Genomic DNA, 20221 nt, shown 5'->3' with positions numbered 1-20221 from the left:
GTGGCGGGCGCTCCCGCGTTGCGACGTATAGAACCAGCCAAGCCGGGCGAGCGCCAGCCCTGGCCTGCGGCCGGGTCTAGACGTTCAGCAAAAGATGCTTGCGCTCCCACGGCGAGATTTCGCGCTGAAACTCGTTCAGCTCGGCCAGCTTGATCGCCGACAGCACGGCGCAGAACTCGGCCCCCAGCAGCGCCCGCATCTCATGCGCTTCGTTGAAGGCGGCCAGCATGTCGAACGGGCCCTCGGGCAGGATTGCGCCATCGGTCCAGATCTCGCCCTGCGCGGCGGGGCGCGGCGCGATGCGGTCGGTCATGCCTTTCAGCCCCGCCGCCAGCGAGGCCGCCAGCGCGAGATAGGGGTTCGCGTCGATGCCGATGACACGGTTTTCCACGCGCCGGGCCTCGGGGCGGGCATTGGGGATGCGCAGGCCGGTGGTGCGGTTGTCATGCCCCCATTCCATGTTGGTCGGCGCACTCATCCCCCCGGTCAGGCGGCGGTGGCTGTTCACATAGGGCGCGATCAGGGGCATGACCTCCATCAGGTGGCGTTGCGAGCCGCCGATGAAGTGATAGAACGCTTCGGATTCCGACCCATCCGGGTTCGAGAAGATGTTCTGCCCGGTGCGCTTGTCCAGCACGCTTTGATGGATGTGCATGGCCGATCCGGGCTGGTCGCGCATCGGCTTGGCCATGAAGGTGGCGAAGAACTTGTGCTTCAGCGCGGCCTCGCGGATCGCGCGTTTGAAATAGAACACCTGGTCCGCCAGAGCCATCGGGTCGCCGTGCATCAGGTTGATCTCGATCTGCCCGGCACCGCCTTCCTGGATCAGCGTGTCGATGTGCAGGCCCTGGTCCTCGGCGTAGTCATAGATGGTGTCGATGACCTCGCCGTATTCATCCACGGCCACCATCGAATAGGCCTGGCGGGCCGAGCCGGGGCGACCGGTCCGTCCCACCGGCGGCTTCACCGGATCGTTCCAGTCGAGGTTCGGCGAGATCAGGTAGAACTCCAGCTCCGGCGCCACGATGGGTTGCCAGCCGTGCTCGGCATAGCGGTCCAGCACCCGCTTGAGCACGTTGCGCGGCGCAATGGAAACCGGGTTGCCGTGCCGGTCTTCCAGATCGCAGATCACCTGCAGCGTGGCATCCGCCGCCCAGGGCACCGCCGAGGCCGTGGCCATGTCCGGCCGCAGCACCATGTCGACCTCGGTCCACTGGTTCTCGATCCCGGCGATGTCGACGTATTCGCCGCTGACGGTTTCATAGAACAGCGAGGTCGGCAGGGCGAAGGTCTGGTCGGGCGAGAACTTGTGCGAGGGCATCGCCTTGCCGCGGGATCCGCCGACAAGATCGGGAACGATGCATTCCACCTCTTCCAGGCGGCGGTCGCCGCGATAGGCGAGGAACGGGGCGGGAAGGGCTGCCTGCCAGTCGGAGGAAGGGGCGGGGGCCATGAGGGGTCCTTGGAATGGCCTGCGGGCGCGATCTGGGTCGGAGGGCGGCGCAGAGGGTATCAGTTTTCAGGGATCTGGCAATGCAACGCGGGCCAGACAAGGGCATCACGGGATGATTTCGGGCGAATTGGGCCGTAGTCCTGTCCCGATGATGGCGCGATATGGGGTCATTTCAGTCAAAAGTCTATCACAAAAATTGGCGATCATCCCGAAAGATCATCCCGCGCGGCGTCCTGCAGGGCCGCCCGGCCGGCCCGGGCCTGCCCGTCGCGAATATCATTCTCCACCGCGACCACCAGGGCCATGGAATCGCGCGCTTCGAGTGCCTCCAGGATCTCCTTGTGGCGATCCTCGTGGTAGTAGCGCGTGACGTTCTGCATCACCTGCCGCTGGAACGGTCCCAATTGCAGCCACACGCTTTCGATCAGGGGAAGCGCCTGCTGGAACGGGTTGGCCGCGTAAAGCTGGCCGTGGAAATCCTGGTTCAGCAGGGTCAGATCGTCCAGCCGCCCGGCCTGAAGCAGCCGGTCCATACGGTCGTCCAGCTCCCGCAGATATTCGATCAAAACGCTTGAAACATAGGGAAAGGCGCGTTCCGCAGCGTGGGTCTCAAGGGCGATCCGCAGCAGGATCAACTCCTCGAAGCGGCTTGCCCCCATGTCCGGCACTTGCAGGCGGCGATTGCCCAAAACTTCCAGCGCATGTTCCGAACTCAGCCGGCGCACAGCCTCGCGCACCGGCGTCGGGCTGAGGTTCAGCATGGTCGCCAGCCCCCGGAAGGTCAGCTGCGTGCCGGGCGGGATCGCCCCCAGCAGGATCGCATTCCGCAGCCGGTGATAGGCGTAATCCTGCGTGGTCATGCCGTCATCCGGGACGATCTCGGGCAGGGTAAACTCGGCATCAATCGGCATCAGGCGGGGGCTCCGAGAGAATTCGCGCGCGGGTGAATCGGTTGACAGTTGGCGGGAACTCGATAGAACCCGCTTAAAGTATATCACAAGATATGAAAAGCTATAGCATAGGCGGGCCCATGGCCGAGACAGACGCAGAGACATGGCGCGCGGCGCATCCCGGTATCGACAGCGTCCTGACAGCGGTGTGCGATCTGAACGGGACCCTGCGCGGCAAACGCGTTCCGGCCGATCAGGTGGCGAAGGCCCTTGATGGCGGCCTGCGGCTGCCGCTGTCGGCGGTGGGCGTGGACATCTGGGGCGAGGATATCGAGAACAGCGCGCTGGTCTTTGCCTCGGGCGATGCGGATGGCATCTGCCAGCCCACAGGACGGGGCATCCTGCCCAACGACTGGACCAGCCGTCCCACCGCGCTGGTGCCGCTGTGGCTGTTCACCGAAGAGGGCGCGCCCTTCGCGGGCGACCCCCGGCAAGCGCTGGCGCGGGTGGTCGAGGGCTTTGCCGCGCGTGGCCTGACCCCGGTGGTGGCGACCGAGCTGGAATTCTACCTGTTCGATCCCGAGGGCGACGCCCCGCAAGCCCCGCGGTCGCCGGTCACCGGCAAGCGGCTGGACAGCGACGGGGTGCTGTCGCTGGACGAGTTGCAGCATTTCGATGCGGTGCTGAACGACATCTACGATTCCTGCCGCGCGCAGGGCATTCCGGTGGATGTGGCCATCTCGGAAAACGGCGCCGGGCAGTTCGAGATCAACATGCGGCATCTGGCCGATCCGCTGCGCGCCGCCGATGACGCGATCCTGTTCAAGCGCACAGTGCGCGGCATCGCGCGGGCGCATGGTCTGGCGGCGACCTTCATGGCCAAACCTTATGGCACGCGGTCGGGCAACGGGTTTCATGTTCATGTCTCCCTGATCGACGGCGACGGGCGCAATGTCTTCGACGATGGCACCGAGGCGGGCAGCGACCTGATGCGTCACGCGGTGGCCGGGATGATCCGCACCATGGCCGAAACCGCGCTGACCTATGCGCCGCACGAAAACTCGTTCCGGCGGCTGGCGCCGCGCGCCCATGCGCCCTCGGCCATCGGTTGGGGCTATGAGAACCGGACGCTGGCCATCCGCATTCCCGGCGGCAGCGCCGCCGCACGGCGGATCGAACACCGCGTCGCGGGTGCCGATGCCAACCCCTATCTGGTGCTGGCCAGCGTGCTGGGCGGCGCGCTGCTGGGTCTGCGCGAGGGCTGGGAACCGCCCGCACCGGTCACCGGCAACGCCTATGCCCAGGATCTGCCGCATCTGCCGCCGGACTGGGCCTCGGCCATCGAGGCGTTCGAGACCGGCACCCATATCCGCCAGATCTATGACCCGCTGCTGGTATCGATGTTCACGGACTGCAAGCGGCAGGAACTGGGTGTCTTCACACGCCGGGTCACCGATTTCGAATACCACACCTATCTGGAGACCGTCTGATGCCCGCCTCCTATGCCGGGGATGTCCAGCACACCGGCAGCTACTATGCCGCAACGGCCAATCCGGCCCCGCGGCGCCCGGCCTTGCAGGGGGCGCATGACACCGGCATCTGCGTCGTCGGCGCGGGGTATTCCGGCCTGTCGGCCGCGCTGCATCTTGTCGAGTCGGGTCACAAGGTCACCGTGGTCGAAGGGGCGCGCGTCGGCTGGGGCGCCTCGGGGCGCAACGGCGGGCAGATCGTCAACGGGCTGAACGCCAGCCTGCAGACCATCGAGAAACGCTATGGAAAGGACAATGCCCGTTTCGTGGCCGGCGTTGCGCAGGAAGGCCAGCAGATCATCCGCGACCGCATCGCGCGCTATGACATTCGCTGCGACCTGAAGGATGGCAACATCTTTTCCGCCTATACCCCGGCCCATATGCGCGAGCTTGAGGCGCGCAAGGCCTTGTGGGACAGCTATGGCCTGAGCCAGCAGAAACTGCTGTCAAAGGCCGAAATCCGCGAAAGGGTCGGCTCTGACGTCTATGCGGGCGGCATGATCGACCCGACCGGCGGCCATATGCATCCGCTGAACCTGGCATTGGGCGAGGCAGCGGCCATCGAAAGCCTTGGCGGAACCATTTTCGAGGAAAGCCCGGTCATCTCGGTCGACACCGAGGCCCCGCGCCCGGTGGTTCGCACCGCGCAAGGCACCATCACTTGCGATACGCTGATCCTGTGCGGCAACGCCTATCTCGGCAACGTCGTCCCGGCGCTGACATGGCGGGTCATGCCGGTGTCGACCCAGATCATGGCGACCGAACCGCTGGGGGAGCGTGCCGATGCGCTGCTGCCCAGGGATGATTGCGTCGAGGATATCCGCTTCATCCTGGATTATTTCCGCCTGTCCGCCGACAAACGGCTGCTGTTCGGCGGCGGCACCGTCTATGGCGGCACCGACCCGCGCGACATCGAGGCCAAGCTGACCCCCAACATGCTGAAGGTCTTTCCACAGCTGAAGGGCGTGAAGATCGAATATCGCTGGAGCGGGAATTTCGCGCTCAGCTTCACCCGCGTGCCGCAAATGGGGCGGCTGGGGGCCAACACCTATTTCGCGCATGGCTATTCCGGCCATGGCGTCACCGGATCCCATCTGTTCGGGCGCATCCTGTCAGAAGCCGTCAACGCCGACCTTGGCCGATTTGACGCCTTTGCCGCCATGCGCTGGCTGCCGTTTCCGGGCGGGCGGCTGTTCCGCGTGCCCTATACGGTGATGGGCGCCTGGTGGTACGAACTGCGCGACCGGCTTGGAGTATAAGTCATGACCAAGGGCGACCAGGCCTTCCGCCGCAGGGACACCGCGCGCGGCCGCTGGCACGAGATGACCTATGGCGGCGCGCTCAGCTTTCTGCGGCGCAACTACAGCCGCGATCTTGCGGGCGTCGATGTGGTGGTGACCGGGGTGCCTTTCGACACCGCCGTGACCTTCCGCCCCGGCTGCCGTCTGGGGCCGCAGGCGATCCGCGCGGGATCGGTGCAACTGGCGGAACTCAAGGCCTTTCCCTCGGGCATCGACCCGTTCGAATTGCTGGACGTCATCGACTACGGCGATGTGCATCTCGATCCGCACCACCCGCAATCGGTGCCCCCGGCGATCGAGGCCCATGCCGATGACATTCTGGCCAGCGGCGCCAGGCTGCTGACCCTGGGCGGCGACCATTCCATCGCCTATCCGCTGCTGCGCGCCCATGCCAAGCACCATGGCCCGATGGCGCTGATCCAGTTCGACGCCCATTGCGACACGTGGGACGACGATGGTGTCAGCATGGATCACGGCACCATGTTCGCCCGCGCAGCGCATGAGGGCATCGTCGATGTCAGCCGCTCCACCCAGGTCGGGCTGCGCACCTACAACGACAGCACCCATGGCTTCGAGGTGCTGACCTCGCCATGGATTCACCGCAACGGCATTCAGGCCGCCATCGACATCGCGCGGGAGCGGGCGGGCGACGCGCCGGTCTACATCAGCTTCGACGTGGACGGGCTGGACCCTGCGTTTGCACCGGGAACCGGCACGCCGGTGCCGGGCGGGCTTGCGTCCTGGCAGGCATTGGAGTTCATTCGCGGTCTGGAAGGGTTGAACCTGGTCGGGCTGGATGTGGTCGAGGTCTCGCCGCCCTACGATCATGCCGAGATCACCGCCATCGCGGCGGCGACCGTGGCGCATGACTGGCTGTGCCTGCTGGCGCTTGCCAAGGGGGCCGAGCGGCATCCGGTGGGCCGGGTCTGAAGCAACGAGGGACGCAATGAAGATCGGCATTCTGCAAACCGGCGAAACCCCGGAAAGCTTCCGCGACCGGCTGGGTGACTACAACGTGCTGTGCCAGCGCTGTCTGGAAGGGCAGGGGTTTACGTTCCAGACCTACCGGGTGCTGGACGGCGAATTGCCGCCCTCGGTGCAGGCCGCCGATGGCTGGCTCATCACCGGGTCGCGCCACGGGGTCTATGACGATCTGCCGTGGATCGTTCCGCTGGAAGACTTCCTGCGCGCCGCCTACGCCGCTGCCGTTCCCATCGTGGGCATCTGCTTTGGCCATCAGATCCTGGCGCAGGCCCTTGGCGGCAGGGTCGAGAAATTCTCGGGCGGCTGGTCGGTGGGTCCGGTGGACTACCGGCTGACCGATGGCAGCTGCGAGACGCTGATCGCCTGGCATCAGGATCAGGTGATCGAGCCGCCGGCGGAGGCGCAGGTGCTGGCTTCGTCCGACATGTGCCGCAACGCGATGCTGCTTTATGGCGACCGGGCGCTGACGGTACAGCCGCACCCGGAGTTCACCCCCGAATTCGCCGCCGCCCTGCTGGAGGCCCGCCGCAACGTGCTGCCGGCCGAGGCGGCCGCCCGCGCCGAGGCCGGGCAGGGCATTCCCACCACCGCGCCGCATATGCTGGACCGGATCGCCGCGTTCTTCCGCGCGGCCGCCGCACGCCGGACAACCGCCTGACGGCTGCCGCCGATCCTAGTTTTTGGCGGCCCAGCCCGGCAGGAACTGCGCGATGATGTTGCGCTGAATGTCCGAGGTGCCGCCATAAAGCACCCCGCCCACCGCGTCGCGCAGATCGCGGGCGGCCTCGGCCTCCCACAGGAAGCCTTGCCCGCCCATGGTGCGCACCGCGTCAAGACTGGACGCCAGCAGCGCCTCGGAGATATGCAGCTTGGTGATCGCCGCAGCCGCCGCATCCCCGGTGCCGGTCTGCATCTGCCAGGCCGCCCGACGCTGCATCAGGTGGCAGGTTTCATAGCGCACCCGCATGTCGGCCAGGCGGTTCGACACAGACTGATGCCCGGCGATCGGCCGCCCAAAGACGCTGCGCTGCTGGCTAAAGGCAACGCAGGCTTCCAGCTGTCGTTTCATGGCGCCCACATGGCCGGCGAACACCATCTGCCGCTCCCACTCCGACGAGCGGGCGAAGATCGACGCGCCCGCGCCTTCGGGGCCAAGAGGTGCGCTGGCGGGCAGGCGCACGTCGGTGAAGCTCAGAAACCCGGTGGGAATGGTGCGCAGGCCCAGTTTTTCGACTTCCGGGCCGCGCGTGACCCCCGGCAGCGAGGTTTCCACCAGAAAGGCGCTGACCCCCCAGGCCCCCACCGCCGGGTTGGTGCGCGCGAAAACCAGCGCGAGGTCACAGCAAGGCGCCATGCCGATGAAGGCCTTCTGGCCGTTCAGCACATAGCCGTCGCCGTCGCGCACCGCTTCCGTCTGCAAGGCCATGGCGTCCGAGCCCGAGGCCAGTTCGGTCACCGCATCGGCCCCGATCCATTCCCCCGATAGCAGCCGGGGCAGGTATCGTGCCTGCTGTGCCTCGGTTCCAAATTCCACCAGTGGCCGCAGAACGGTCCACAGCGTGGCATTCAGCGCCAGCAACATGCCCGTGTCGCGGCACCCGCGCCCGACCTCGTGCACCACATGGGTTGCCGTCATCAGGTCGGTGCCATCGCCGCCATGGGCTGTGTCGAGGCCCAGCCGCAGCAAGCCGTATTCGGCGGCGGCGCCCCAAAGCGTTCGCCATTCCGCGGCATCCAGCGTGCCGCGCCGGTCGCGTGCGGCCAATCCGGTGTTCAGATGGTCCTCGGCAAAGCGCCTTGCCGCAGCCCCGCGCCGTTCCATGTCATCGGTGATCGTCAAATCCATCTCAGGGCTCCGCCTCGTCCTGCAGCATTCGGGTCAACAGTGTGGTCCATGCAAACAGCGCGTCGGTGTCGTGCTGTAGGTCGAAATGGTTGACCTCCAGCCGGGTGTCGCGCCGGTTCGGGCAGGTCCCGGCCAGCCAGCCACCGGGGTCCAGCAGCGCGGTGCCGTCCCGCGACATCACCAGGTGTACAGGGCCGTCATAGCGCGCAGGATGGTAAGCCAGCAGCGCCGCGCGATAGTAGTGGCCCACCGCCGACAGCCGCAGCCGCTCGGCATCGCCAACGCCCAGCCGCGCGCCAAGATCCAACGCGCGGGACAACAGCGCCGATTTGGCCCGGTGGGCCACCCTCCGGGCGGCGGGGGCGTGGCTGCCGCCGCATTCCCAGGATGGATCCAGCAGGAAAACGAACGGCACCTTGCAGCCCTCGTCGCGCAACTGGCGGGCCAGTTCGATAGCCAGCACCGCGCCCAGCGAATAGCCGCCAAGCCGCACCGGACGTCCGTCGAACAGACGGAGGGCGAGGGGCTTCAGCGCGGCCACCATCGCCGCGATATCCTGTCCGCGCGGAACCGGCCCGCGCAGATAGCTTGAGAATTGGAACCACAGCGGCGTGTCCGGCCCCAGCGCATGACCCAGATGCGCACACATCTCGGGGCTGCCGTGGATCATCAGGAACGGATCCGAGCGCCCCTCCGGGTGCAGTCGCGCCAGAAGCCCGTCATCGGTGGTGATCTTTTGTCCGGCGGGCCGGGCCTCGACAACGGCGGCAAGCTGCGACAGCACCGGGTACGCGAAGATCTCATGGGCGGCAAGGGGCAGGCCCGCGGCTTCGGCGGCAAAGACCGCGCGCATGGCCAGCAGGGAGTCGCCGCCAAGATCGAAGAAATTGTCGTCCGGACCTATAAGGTCGGTGTTCAGAAGCCCTTCCCATATCTCGGCCAGCTGCCGGGCCACATAGCCTTCTGGTGCGGACGTCTCAGGTAATTCTGCCGGGCGGCGGTCCAACAGGCCCCGGCGGTCGATCTTGCCATTGGGCAGGCGTGGAAGATCAGGGATCACTCGGACCTCGGCGGGCACCATATGTGCGGGCAGACGGGCGGCCAGTGTCGCGCGGATCGTCGCCGGATCACCGGTTTGCACCACCGCCACCAGCCGGGTGCCGGCAGGGGCATCCTCGGCCAGCACCACGCGGTCGCCCAGATCGGGCAAGGCGCCGAGGGCCGCCTCGACCTCGGCCAGTTCCACGCGGTGGCCCCGGATCTTGACCTGCGTATCGCAGCGCCCGCGATAGAGCACGATCCCATCTGGGCGCCGCATTCCCAGATCACCGGTGCGATAGCTGCGGGCGTCCCATTGGCCGGAAAACGCCCCGCCGTCGATGTCCGGCGTGCCAAGATAGCCTGCGGCAACGCCGGGGCCGCTGACGATGATCTCTCCCAGCGTGCCATCGGGCAGCGGCGCGCCATCGGGATCGGCGATAGCGATACGGCTGCCGGGAATGGCCCGGCCGATGGGCACGTCATCGCCCCCGTCATGCTGGGCGGTGTCGAACGCGGTACACCAGACCGTCGCTTCGGTGGGGCCGTATTCGTTGAACAGCCGCGCGCCCAGCCGGTCGCGGTGCGCCGCGATCAGGGAGGGCGGCAGCGGTTCTCCGGCAACGATCACGGTGTGAAGCGCGGCCAGATCCTCCGGGGTCGCGGTGTCCAGAAGGTGTCGGTACAGCCCCGGCAGGCACAGCATGTGCGAGGGCCGGGTGCTGCGGATCAGCCGCGCAAGGGCGGTCAGGTCGCGGGTGGCCTCGGGCGGTGACAGCACCGCCTCGCCGCCACTGGCCAGCGCCCAGTACAGCCCGGCGACGGAACTGTCGAACCCCAGCGGCGACAGGATCAGGAAGGCGGACGGATCGCTGCCGTAGACTTGCCTGCGCACCCCGGTCGAATAGGCCAGGTTGGCATGGCTGACCCGCACCCCCTTGGGACGCCCCTGCGAGCCCGAGGTGAACAGCACATAGGCAATCTCCTCCCCGGTCAGGGGCACCGCCGGACCCCGGCCCGGTCCGGGATGCAGGCGCGGCAGGTCGGTCCAGGCGATGAGGTCTTCGTCTTCCGGCCGGGTCAGCACCGCCTTGGCCGCGACCGTGTCGAGGATGCCTTGCAGATGCGCGCGCGGATAGCTCAGGTCCAGAACCACATAGGCCGCGCCGCGCAGCATCACCCCCAGCATTGCGGCGACACATGTGGTCGAACGCGCCATGGCCACCGGCACGATATCGCCCGGCCCAATGCCTGCCCCGGCCAGGGTGGCGGCCACCCCTTCGGCAGCCGCCATCAGCGCGCCATAGGTCATCCGTTCATCGCCGCAGCGCAGGGCGGGGGCGCCGGGAGCGCGCGCGGCATGGGCGGCAATGGCCTGAGGCAGCGGCGGGAAGTCCACCGTCGCGGCAGGTTCGGGGGTTGGGGCCGTGGCAATGCGACGGGCAAGGGCCGCGACCGGCGTTTCGGGGTGCTTTACCGCCTCCGCTACCAGGTCCAGATAGTCGCGGGCGAAGGCTTCGGCGGCGTCCGGGTCATGCACCTGCCGGTTCACATGCAGGTCCAGCGCCGGGGCCGCGCCGGGATGATAAAGCAGCGCCATGGCATCGGGGCTGGTCACATCGGTGGAAAGGTCGCTCAGGCGCGGCTCGGCGCCTTGGGGCGGCACAGGCGGCAGACCCTGGTAGACAAACAGCGTGTGATACAACGGCACCCCCGCGCCCAGCCCGGACCAGCGCATCACGTCGCGCAGGGCAGCGGTTTCGAACGGGCGGCGGGCCTGCGCATGGGCCCCGGCCTGCCGGATCAGCTCGGCCACGGGCGCCCGAGGGTCGATGCGCAGGCGGGTCGGCAGGGTGCTGACAAACGGGCCAACCATGGTGTCCGCCCCAGCCAGATCCTGCGGCCGCCCCGAGGCCGTCTGGCCGAACACCACGTCGTCGCCCGCGCCGAAGCGGCGCAATTGCACCGCCAGAAGCGCCGAAAACACCGCCGGGGGCGTGACCCGCAAGTGCCGGGCCAGCGTGCCCACGGCGCGGTCCAGCGCCGGGTCCACCGGCAGACGCCGCACGTCGATCCTTGCGCGGGGGCCAGAGGGCACGCCTGCCGGGATCGCCACCGGCACGGGCGGAGCCAGCCCGGCAAGATAGTCGCGAAAGAACGCCTCTTCGCCGCTGTCATCGCGGCTTGCCTGCCATGCCAGAAGGTCGCGAAACGGCGGGGCGGCGAGCACCGGCTGACCGGCGAGGCGGGCCATAACCTCCTGCAACAGAATCCGGGCCGACCAGCCGTCGCAGATCAGGTGATGCAGCACCAAAAGGCAGACATGGCGGTCCGGCGCCAGCCGCAGCAGCACCGCGCGTGACAGGGGCGCGTGGCGCAGATCGCAGCCGCGGGCGCGCTCCTGTTCTGCCCTTTGGGCGATCTCGGCCTCCTGCCGCCCGGTCCAATCCTCGATGGTCACCGGAAGGTCGGCCTGCGGGTGCAGCAGTTGCACCGGCTGCTTCAAGCCTTCCCATTCGAAGGACAGGCGAAACACATCCCGCGCCGCCGCCGTCGCGCGCAGGGCGTCAGCAAAGGCCTGCGGGTCGAGCGGCCCGTCCAGCGTGAAGCGCACCACGCCCAGATAGGCGCCCTCGGGGGCATCGCCTCGGGTCAGTTCCAGCAGCATCCCGGCCTGCGCCGGGGCCAGTGGCAGGATTTCCTCAACCTCGGGGATTTCGCCTGCGATCACGGGGTGTCCGCGCGCGCCTTGCGCGTCCGTACCCGGCCCAGGGCGGCCAGATCCTCGGCCCCCAGGTCGATGAGCGGCGCGCGGTCCGGGGTCTTTTTGGGCGCCGTTGGCACCGGCGCGGCGCCGTCTACGGCCTGGGCCAGCGCCCGGATGGTCTGATGTTCGAAGACGGCGGTCGAGCCAACCGCAAGCCCCGCCTCCGCCGCGGCCAGCGCGATCTGGATGGCGGCGATGCTTTCGCCGCCGATGTCATAGAAATTGTCGGTGACGCCGAAATCCTCACGCCCGAGCATTCGCTGGTAGATCTCCAGAAGCGCCCGTTCGGTCGCGGTTTCCGCTGGTTCGCGGGCGCTGTCGGGGGTGCTGAGCACCGGGTCCGGGCGCGGCAGGGCCGCGCGGTCCACCTTGCCGTTCGTGGTCAAGGGCAGGGCCGGAAGGATCACCAGGTGCCGGGGCATCATCTCGCGCGGGAGGCGGGCCGCCAGATGCGCCCGCAATTCCGCCGGGGACACGTCGCCCGCCACATAGGCCACCAGACCGCCGCGCCGGGGAGGCAGCGCGCCCTCCTCCAGCCCGATCTGCGCCAGCATTGCTTCGGCTTTGGCCGGATCGATGTCGTCGTCCAATTCGCGCAGGGCCTCGTCGCGGGTTTTATGCCCCAGGCGCACGTCCCAGGCATAGGGCAGGGCGTAGTTGTGGTACCCCTCGCGCCGGCTATGCACGTGAATGCCCAGGTCGTTGATCAGGCAGTTGGTCGACCGGCCGGTATCGCCGGGCCGCACCCAGGGCGCATGGGCGTCGAGAAAGCGATAGATCTCGGAGACCGGCACGTCGATGTAGCGATAGAGGTCGACGAAGCGGATATCCTCTAGCACCTCTTCATCCAGAAACTCATGGGTGCCCAGCAGCCGGGCGACGCTGTCATCCATGCCGTGATAGGCCTTGCGGGCGCGCAGCACCACGGCCTCGATCTCGGCGCGGCTGGGAGTGCGGCCCCGGAACAGGTCGGGCGTCAGGCGGGTTTCGAAGAACTGCCCGCGGCTGAGCCCGGTGACGATGGCCGGAATGCCCTCGTCCCGCGCCACCTTCAGGGCCAGCGCATAGATGGTCTTGAAACAGCCCTGGCAGACGTTGGAAAACCTCTGCAACGAATCCCGGAAGATCTCGTTCATCGCCGGGGTGGTCAGGAACCGATGCTCCAGCCCCAGATCGGCGGTCATGCGGCGGATGTTGTCCTTGGCGCCCTCGGACAGAAAGCCGTTGTCCAGTGTCAGCACCAGCACGTCGCGGGTCAGATCGGCCAGACGATACAGGGCATAGGCGCTGTCCTTGCCGCCCGACAGCAGCATGATGGCATCGTATTTGCCGGTCTTGCGGGCGCGGGCGCGCATCAGTTCGGCCTGCAAACCCTCGGGCGTGTCGAAATAGGCCTGCGCCGCATCGCGGATGCCTTCGAACGCGCGGCAGATGTCACAGATGCCCTCTGGATCCAGCGTGACATTGGGAACGGTGTCGCTCAACCCGCAGCGGGTACAGCGGGCGGCCTTGCCGGTGCCGGGGGTCCAGGCCATCACATGGGCGGCGGAAACGGCGTCGTGGCTCAGCAGGGCGGCCTCGACCTCGGCGGGTTCGATGCGCACGCCGGAGAGTTTCAGCTGCTGGTCGGCCCGGCCCAGATAGTCAACGGTCCCATCGCTGCGCAGCCGCGCCAGATCGCCCGAAGCGTAGAGCATTGGCCCGGTGTCGAACGGGTCGGGCCGGAACACGGCGGCGGTCTGGTCCGGATCCCGGTAATAGCCGCGCGCCAGGCGATTGCCGCCGATGTGGATCTCGCCCACGACCCCGGCGGGTACCGGGTTGCCGCCCTTGTCGAGGATAGCGATGGTCATGCCGTCCGCAGGCTGGCCGATGGGCACATTGGCGCCGGTGTCCGTGGCCGGGTCGAACCGGTGCAGCATGCAGCCCACCACCGCCTCGGTCGGGCCGTATTCATTGGCCAGCGTCAGATGCGCCCCCAGCCGTGCCCGGGCCTTGCGGCACAGGGCGGTCGTCAGGTTCTCGCCGCCAATGATCAGCGTCGAGATGCGCGCCACCGGCGTGCCCTGCGCCACCGCCAGCGCCAGATGCGCCGGGGTCAGCTTGACCACATCCACAGCGTCCTGCGCAAACACCTCCAGAATGGCCAGATCGGTGCCGCCGGGGGTTTCCGGATAGACATGGATCGCCCCGCCGGTGACCAGCGGCACGAAGAGCGAGGTCAGCGTCAGGTCGAACCCCAGCGCCGAGCACAGCGGCATGTCGGTTGGCCCCTGCGGTCCATGGCTGCGCGCGGCCCAGTCGATGTAGCGGGCAAAGGCGTCATGCGCGACCTCGACCCCTTTGGGCGTGCCGGTGGAGCCAGAGGTGAAGATCACATAGGCCAGCGATCCCGGCCCCGGCCCGCTGGTGCCCTCGGACAGCTCTGCCTCAAGTGCCAGCAGGGGGGCGGTATCCGGCGGAAGAAGATCCCGCCCCGCCGCATCGGCGATGATGGCCGCGGGCTTCAGCCGGCCCAGGATCGCGGCAACGCGGTCGGGGGGGGTGTCCGCTGCAAGGGGCACGAAACAACCCCCGGCCTTCAGCACCCCCAGCACCGCCGCCGGAAGGCGCAGGCTGCGCCGCGCGCAAACGGCCACCGGGCGATCCGGCGACACGCCAAGGGCGGCCAGGGCGGAGGCATAGCGATCTGACAGCTTGGCCAGTTCTGCGTGGCTGAGGCTGGTGTCCCCACAGATCACCGCCGGGGCCGCGCTGCTTTCATGGGCTGCAATGGCGTCGAGCACCGATGCGGGCGAAGCGGGGCCGTCCCCACCGGTCAGGATGCTGTCGCGGCGGTCGGTCAGGGCGATCTGTTCCAACGGTCGCGCCGGATCGGCCAACGCCGCGTCGATCAGGGACAGGAATTGCGCGGCGGCGGCCTTGCGGGCAAGGGCGTCCAGCAGCGCCGTGTTGACATCCATTTCCACCGTGTAGGTGCCGGTAGCGTTGAAGTCATAGACATGCAGCCGCAGGTCATGGGCGCCGTCATGGGCGCCTGCGTGCAGCCATTGCACGTCCGTTGCCAGTCCGGGAAGCGGCGGGATCTGCACCGGCATGAAGTTCAGCACCGCGTTGAACAGCACCACGGTTTCCGGGGTGCCCGTGCCGGGCCGGGCATGGCGCAGGTAGTCGATGGCAGCGCTCAGGCAGCGGTCATACAGGGTTTCCAGCGTGTCGCCGGCCTGCACCTCGACCGACAGGGGCAGCATTTCGATGAACAGGCCGACGGTGTCCTGCTGCGCGGGCGTCAGGCGGTTGTGGAACGGTGCGCCGATGCGGATCACCGTGTCGCCGGTGATCCGGTGTAGCCATCCGGCATAAAGCGCGGCCCAGAGGGCGAAAGCGCCAAGGTCACGGCTGATCGCCGCGAAACGCGGGTTGGCAAGGCAGGCGCGCAGGCGCGCGGAGCGGTCTGCGCCGAAGTCCAGCCGCAGCCGTTGCGAGGCCGGCTGCCCGGGCTGCCGGGTGGCACCATAGGGTGACGTCATCGGGCGGCGGTGGCCCTCGGCCTGTGCGTCCCAGAAGGCGCGGATCGCAGGGTCCAGCGGCGCGGCCTCGGCCAGCGCGCGGGCGTGGTCGGCGAATTGCGGCGGGTTGGGCAGATCGGCCTGGGTATAGGCTACCCCCAACCGGCGCAGCAACACCGCCCCGGCCGCCCCGTCGGTGGCGATGTGATGCTGGTTCAGGTACCAGATCCAGTCGGTATCCCCCAGTTTCAGCAACCGGCTGCGCCAGGTCGATTGAGTCAGGTCCACCGGGGTCGCGGCATCACTGGCGATCCAGTTGTCTGCCGCCTGCCGCGGGTCTGCGTCACCGCTCAAGTCGAGAAAGGAAAGCGCGGACACTGACTGGGTGACGGTCTGTACCGGCTGGCCCTGCCGATCTTCGAACCGCGCACGCAGCATATCGGCACCAGCCACTACCTGCGCCCAGGCGGCGGCGAAACGGTCCGGGTCCAGCGCCCCGCGCAGGCCGATTCGCCAGACCATGTTGTAAAGCGGTGATTCCGGCGCCAGCGATTGGCCGGTCCAGATCAGGGCCTGGCTCTGCGTCAGGGGAATTGCAGTGGCCTCCGGTTCGGTCATGCGCTGTCCTGCCTGTCCAGATAGGCGCCAATGGCGTCCAGCGTGGCGAAGTTCTCGATCAGCACATCGGTGGGCGGCACCGGGCGGCCGGAGACACGCTCGACCTCGGCCACAAGCGCCATGACCGCCAGCGAATCCAGCAGCCCCGAGAGCAGCAGTTCCTCTCCGCCGCCTATGGCACGGCCCCTCAGAAGTGTCGTCTCGATGAAGCCTTGCACCTGAGACAGCCGCGCGGCCCTTGGGTCAGTCATCGCTTGGATCTCCGGTCATTGTGCGGTGTCCTCGGTCAACAGCCGGCGGCGGTCGATCTTGCCGGTGGCGGTACGCGGGAATTGTGGCAGGATCCGGATGCTGGCAGGCACCGCGTGCGCAGGCAACCGCCGGGCCGCGATCTCGTGCAAGTCCGCCTCCTGTGCGGCCTGACCGGGAGCCAGTCGCACGAAGGCCAGAATGCGCAGCTTGTCAGGGGACAGAAGGGCTGCGGCCTCGGATACGGCGGGATGGGCATCCAGCGCCAGTTCCACCTCGTCCAGCTCGACCCGATAACCGCGCAGCTTCACCTGACGGTCGGCGCGGCCCAGCAGCAACAGCGCGCCATCCGGGCGCCGGCTGACCAGATCGCCGGTGCGATAGTATCGGCGCATTGTCCCGTCGGTGCCGGTGCGGGTCACGAAGCAGGCGGCGTCCAGATCGGGACGACGCCAATATCCACGCATCATCGCAGGTGTGGCGACCAGAAGCTCGCCACTGTCCGGTGTTTCGCCATCGATCAGCAGATCGGCATGGGCGCAGGCATGGCCGATGGGCACCGGGGCAGACGGATCGGTGCCTTCAGGCGGATGGTCCCAATGGGTGACGCCATTGACCTCGGCCGGGCCATAGAAATTGGAAAACCGGGCGTGGGGCAGCACCGCGCGCAATTGGGCAATGGGGCGCGGCGGCATCGGCTCTCCGGCGTGGATCACCAGCCGCAGGGCGCTCAGATCGCGGGCCTCCAGCGCCCCGGCCTCGACAAGGCGGATCAGCTGGAAGGGTACGGTATAGAGCGTCGTGATGCGCTGCTCGTCCAGCAAGTGCGCCAGGCTGGCGGGCATCATGGCGTGCGCCTCGGGCACCATGACGATGCAGGCGCCGCTCAGCAGCCCCGCGAACATCTCCATGCAGGACATGTCGAAATGCAGGGCCGATGTCGCCGCCATGCGGTCGTTCGGACCCAAGTCGTACAGGGCGGTGGCCATGTCGACGAAGGCCAGCGCGCTGGCATGGGTGTGCGTCAGCCCCTTCGGCACCCCGGTCGAGCCCGAGGTGAAGATGATATAGGCAAGGTCGTCGGGGCCAAGGGGTTCGCGATGCGGCACGCCTTGCAGTGCGGCGTCGAAGGGCAGGGTGGTCAGCCCGTCCAGCGGGGCCGCGACCCCGATCACGCTGTGCAGGCCGGTGCCGGGGGCGGCGTCGGCAACCTGGGCGATGCGGGCCTCCTGCGTGATCAGGACGCCGATGCCGCAATCGCGCAGGATGTGCTGCATCCGGGGCGGCGGGGCGGCCGGGTCGATGGGCACATAGCCCGCGCCCGCAAGCATCACGCTGTAGACGGCCACCGGCATGTCCAGCCCGCGCTGCAGGCTGATGCCGACACGGTCACCGCGCCGGACCCCCAGCGCTTTCAGGGTGCCGGCCAGCCGCGCGGCACGGTCTTCCAGACCCGCGAAGGTCAGGCTTCCGCCACCGAACACCACCGCTTCGGCCTCGGCCCGGGCCTGCGCCACCAGGGCCAGCCGATCTGTCAGCGTACGCCCCATGCGAGACCCCTAGGTCCAGGCGGCCAGAAGCTGCTGATGCAGGCGCCAGAAGATGCCCGAGCTGCGCTCGACGAACCAGACCGCCGCCAGAAGGATGAACACCACCGAGGCCAGCTGCGTCGCCACCAGCGGATAGACCGCCAGCCGCCGCAGCGCGAAGAGGATCGGGAACAGCACGATGACGATGGCCACCTGGCCCAGTTCCACCCCGATGTTGAAGGCGGCCAGCCCGATGACCTTGGCCGAGGGCTGTACCCCCAGCGGCGCCAGCACATTGGCAAAGCCGAATCCGTGGAAAAGGCCGAATACCAGCACCACGGCAAGGGTGTAACGATGCATGGTCGGGAAGAAATTCATCACCGCCACCACGATGATCGACAGGGCGATGACCGCCTCGACCAGAGACACCGGCAGCGTCACAATCCCCAGCCCCGCCAGCGTCAGTGTGACCGAATGGCTGAGTGTAAACGCGGTGACAATCTTCAGGACATTGAAGAACGCGTCCCGGAAATCCTCGACCGGCAGCCACCGACGGTTGTCGGCACGCAAGACCGCCGGCAACAGCAGCGCCACAAGGAACACCACATGGTCGAAACCCAGCCAGATGTGCCAGATGCCATGGACCACAAATTCGACAAAGACGGTCCACGGCGGATCACCGACCAGCGACAACCATTGCGCCGGGGCGTCTGCCTTGAAGATCACCGCGATGTGGCCCTCGTTGTTCTCGATCCCGGTGCGGGTGTTGTTCTCGATCAGACCATAGCCCAGATGGCCGGGATCAGTGTCCTGGAACGGCGAGCGATACAGAACGGTCACCCCTTCCGGCGGTTGCGCCATGGTCGGCACGTCGAAATTCATCTGCACGAAAATGCCCTGCGGCGTCGGCAGGAAGGTGTGATCGGTGAAGACAACCGGATGATCCGTGCCTTCGTCCTGCAACGTCAGGCGATCCGCAAAGCGGGACAAAACTGCGGCGGCCTGCGCCTCGAATTCCTCTGGCGTGGCCTGTCCGTCGCCATCGGCATCCAGCCCGACCAGTCCGTCGAGATCTTCCAGCCGTGCCTCGATCCGGCCTGACAGGGAACTGTCGGTGACCGTGAAATAGACATAGGTTTCATTCAGTCGATGCGCGGAGGCCGGCAGCGATGCCGCCAGCAGTACAGCGCAAAGCGCGATCAGACCTCGAAACCCCATATCTCTTCCCCCTCAACCAAAGCCTTTCGCAATGGAACCACCAAACACGTATCTAACCAGAATATTAGACCAAATATTTCAGAAGTCCGCGATAGTTTGACAAAAAATTCCACGTGGTCAACGGTTCGGCAACCCTGCCTGTGTCCTGCCGAGGTTGCCGCGTGACCAAGACCGATCCTTCCGCCGCGCTAGTGGCCGCCATTCACGATCAAAGGGCGGCGCAGGTGGCATCCGAGCTGATGACCCTCGCGCCGTCGGACGCCACCGCGATGGCCCGCGATGTGGTCGCGGCCTGTGCTGCGATTTCCCGGCGGATGCTGTCGGTGCGCAAGGAGGTCTTGCAGGCCTGCCAGATAGCAGGGGTGGCCGTGACACCGGTGCCCGGCCCGGAAGATCGCGACGCCCTGCAGCATCACCAGACCGCCCTGCGCATCGCGGCATCTGATCTGGGATCGGCGCTGACAGCACTCGCGCCGCTGGGCTTTCACCTGCCGTTTCAACCGACGGCGGGGCAGGCGGCCGCGCTGGGGCGCTATGTGCCCAGCGTGACGCTGGTGCGCGGCGACGCGGTGACCGCGCGCGTTGTGCTGCATCTTGAGGGGGCGGGCAGCGGGTTTCCGGACAAGATGCGGCCCCGGATGGCCGATATCGCGGCGCAGCGCCTGCCGGCGGCGGCTGGCTGGGCCTATCCGGCGGTGCGTCTGGCACGGGTGGCGCGCAACCGCCTGTCGCGACACAAGGCGCCCCTGTCGGACATTGATTTCCTCGGCACGCCCGACAGCCTGATCGCCCCGCTTCTGAACGTCGTGGCCCCCGGACCACAGGACAATCTGCTGGATCTGGGGTGTGGCGACGGACGAATCGTTCTTGCCGCCGCGCGCGACTTCGGATGCCGCGCCGAAGGGGTCGAGGCCAACCCGGCGCTGGTCGCCGCCGCCGGGGCTGCCCGCGCCGCGCTGGACCCGGCCGTGCAGCAGCGCGTCGAGATCCGGGCAGGCTTTGCCGAAGAGGCCGACCTGAGCCACGCCACGATCATCTTCCTGTTTCTGCCGACCTATGTGCTGAGCACGGTACTGCCGCGCGTGCTGCGCCGCGCCCGCCCCGGCACCCGCATCCTGGTGCATGAGCAGACGCGCCTGGGCGACCTGCCCGCGCCGTCACGCACGCAGGCCGTGGTCTCGGACGAGGCGATCAGCGTGGCCCATGTCTGGGTGGTTCCTTGAAATACCGGTGGACCCTGCGGGAGATGGCCACCGACCTTCATAGGGCAAGGCTATCGAATCCATAACA

General features: G+C 67.6%; 13 protein-coding genes. 5 read left to right on the top strand and 8 right to left on the bottom strand.

The genetic code is table 11. The features are described 5' to 3' along the window. Positions 1-76: 76 nt before the first annotated feature. On the bottom strand, positions 77-1453 hold the full coding sequence (locus AB0T83_RS09360; RefSeq protein ID WP_366192772.1) for a glutamine synthetase family protein: 1377 nt from the start codon (positions 1451-1453) through the stop codon (positions 77-79). A 203-nt stretch (positions 1454-1656) separates the two neighbouring features. After that, positions 1657-2364: a GntR family transcriptional regulator gene (locus tag AB0T83_RS09355; protein ID WP_366192771.1), complete on the bottom strand. Its 708-nt coding sequence runs from the start codon at positions 2362-2364 to the stop codon at positions 1657-1659. A gap of 119 nt (positions 2365-2483) precedes the next feature. Between AB0T83_RS09355 and AB0T83_RS09350 the strand changes: the two genes are divergently transcribed. From AB0T83_RS09350 to AB0T83_RS09335, 4 genes are read left to right on the top strand one after another with little or no spacing between them, the layout of a single operon-like run. Then, a complete protein-coding gene (locus AB0T83_RS09350) occupies positions 2484-3833 on the top strand; it encodes a glutamine synthetase family protein (RefSeq protein WP_366192770.1) in 1350 nt (449 codons plus the stop codon). Next, on the top strand, positions 3833-5131 hold the full coding sequence (locus tag AB0T83_RS09345; RefSeq protein ID WP_366192769.1) for an NAD(P)/FAD-dependent oxidoreductase: 1299 nt from the start codon (positions 3833-3835) through the stop codon (positions 5129-5131). Before AB0T83_RS09350 ends, AB0T83_RS09345 begins: the two co-directional genes overlap by 1 nt. A gap of 3 nt (positions 5132-5134) precedes the next feature. Then, on the top strand, positions 5135-6103 hold the full coding sequence (gene speB / locus AB0T83_RS09340; RefSeq protein WP_366192768.1) for an agmatinase: 969 nt from the start codon (positions 5135-5137) through the stop codon (positions 6101-6103). 16 nt (positions 6104-6119) lie between these two features. Beyond that, complete coding sequence (locus tag AB0T83_RS09335; protein WP_366192767.1) at positions 6120-6815, top strand: type 1 glutamine amidotransferase; 696 nt, start codon at positions 6120-6122, stop codon at positions 6813-6815. A gap of 15 nt (positions 6816-6830) precedes the next feature. Here AB0T83_RS09335 and AB0T83_RS09330 read toward each other — a convergent pair whose 3' ends face one another. From AB0T83_RS09330 to AB0T83_RS09305, 6 genes are read right to left on the bottom strand one after another with little or no spacing between them, the layout of a single operon-like run. Further along, on the bottom strand, positions 6831-8003 hold the full coding sequence (locus tag AB0T83_RS09330; protein ID WP_366192766.1) for an acyl-CoA dehydrogenase family protein: 1173 nt from the start codon (positions 8001-8003) through the stop codon (positions 6831-6833). Between the two features lies 1 nt (position 8004). After that, complete coding sequence (locus AB0T83_RS09325; RefSeq protein WP_366192765.1) at positions 8005-11772, bottom strand: non-ribosomal peptide synthetase; 3768 nt, start codon at positions 11770-11772, stop codon at positions 8005-8007. Next, positions 11769-15935 (bottom strand): non-ribosomal peptide synthetase, encoded by a 4167-nt coding sequence (locus AB0T83_RS09320; RefSeq protein WP_366192764.1) that lies wholly within the window; start codon positions 15933-15935, stop codon positions 11769-11771. Before AB0T83_RS09320 ends, AB0T83_RS09325 begins: the two co-directional genes overlap by 4 nt. After that, positions 15932-16186, bottom strand: a complete 255-nt coding sequence (locus AB0T83_RS09315) for a phosphopantetheine-binding protein (protein ID WP_366192763.1) — start codon at positions 16184-16186, stop codon at positions 15932-15934. Before AB0T83_RS09315 ends, AB0T83_RS09320 begins: the two co-directional genes overlap by 4 nt. Before the next feature lie 15 nt (positions 16187-16201). Next, positions 16202-17734 (bottom strand): amino acid adenylation domain-containing protein, encoded by a 1533-nt coding sequence (locus tag AB0T83_RS09310; RefSeq protein ID WP_366192762.1) that lies wholly within the window; start codon positions 17732-17734, stop codon positions 16202-16204. Between the two features lie 9 nt (positions 17735-17743). Beyond that, a complete protein-coding gene (locus AB0T83_RS09305; RefSeq protein WP_366192761.1) occupies positions 17744-18931 on the bottom strand; it encodes a HupE/UreJ family protein in 1188 nt (395 codons plus the stop codon). Positions 18932-19092: 161 nt separating this feature from the next. Here AB0T83_RS09305 and AB0T83_RS09300 point away from each other — a divergent pair, with 161 nt between their 5' ends. Beyond that, positions 19093-20154: a class I SAM-dependent methyltransferase gene (locus AB0T83_RS09300; RefSeq protein ID WP_366192760.1), complete on the top strand. Its 1062-nt coding sequence runs from the start codon at positions 19093-19095 to the stop codon at positions 20152-20154. The last annotated feature ends 67 nt before the right edge of the window (positions 20155-20221 follow it).

This window comes from Meridianimarinicoccus marinus, from assembly GCF_040689105.1.
GTDB classification, from domain to species: domain Bacteria; phylum Pseudomonadota; class Alphaproteobacteria; order Rhodobacterales; family Rhodobacteraceae; genus Meridianimarinicoccus; species Meridianimarinicoccus marinus.
This window is presented reverse-complemented; position numbering and strand designations above follow the sequence as displayed.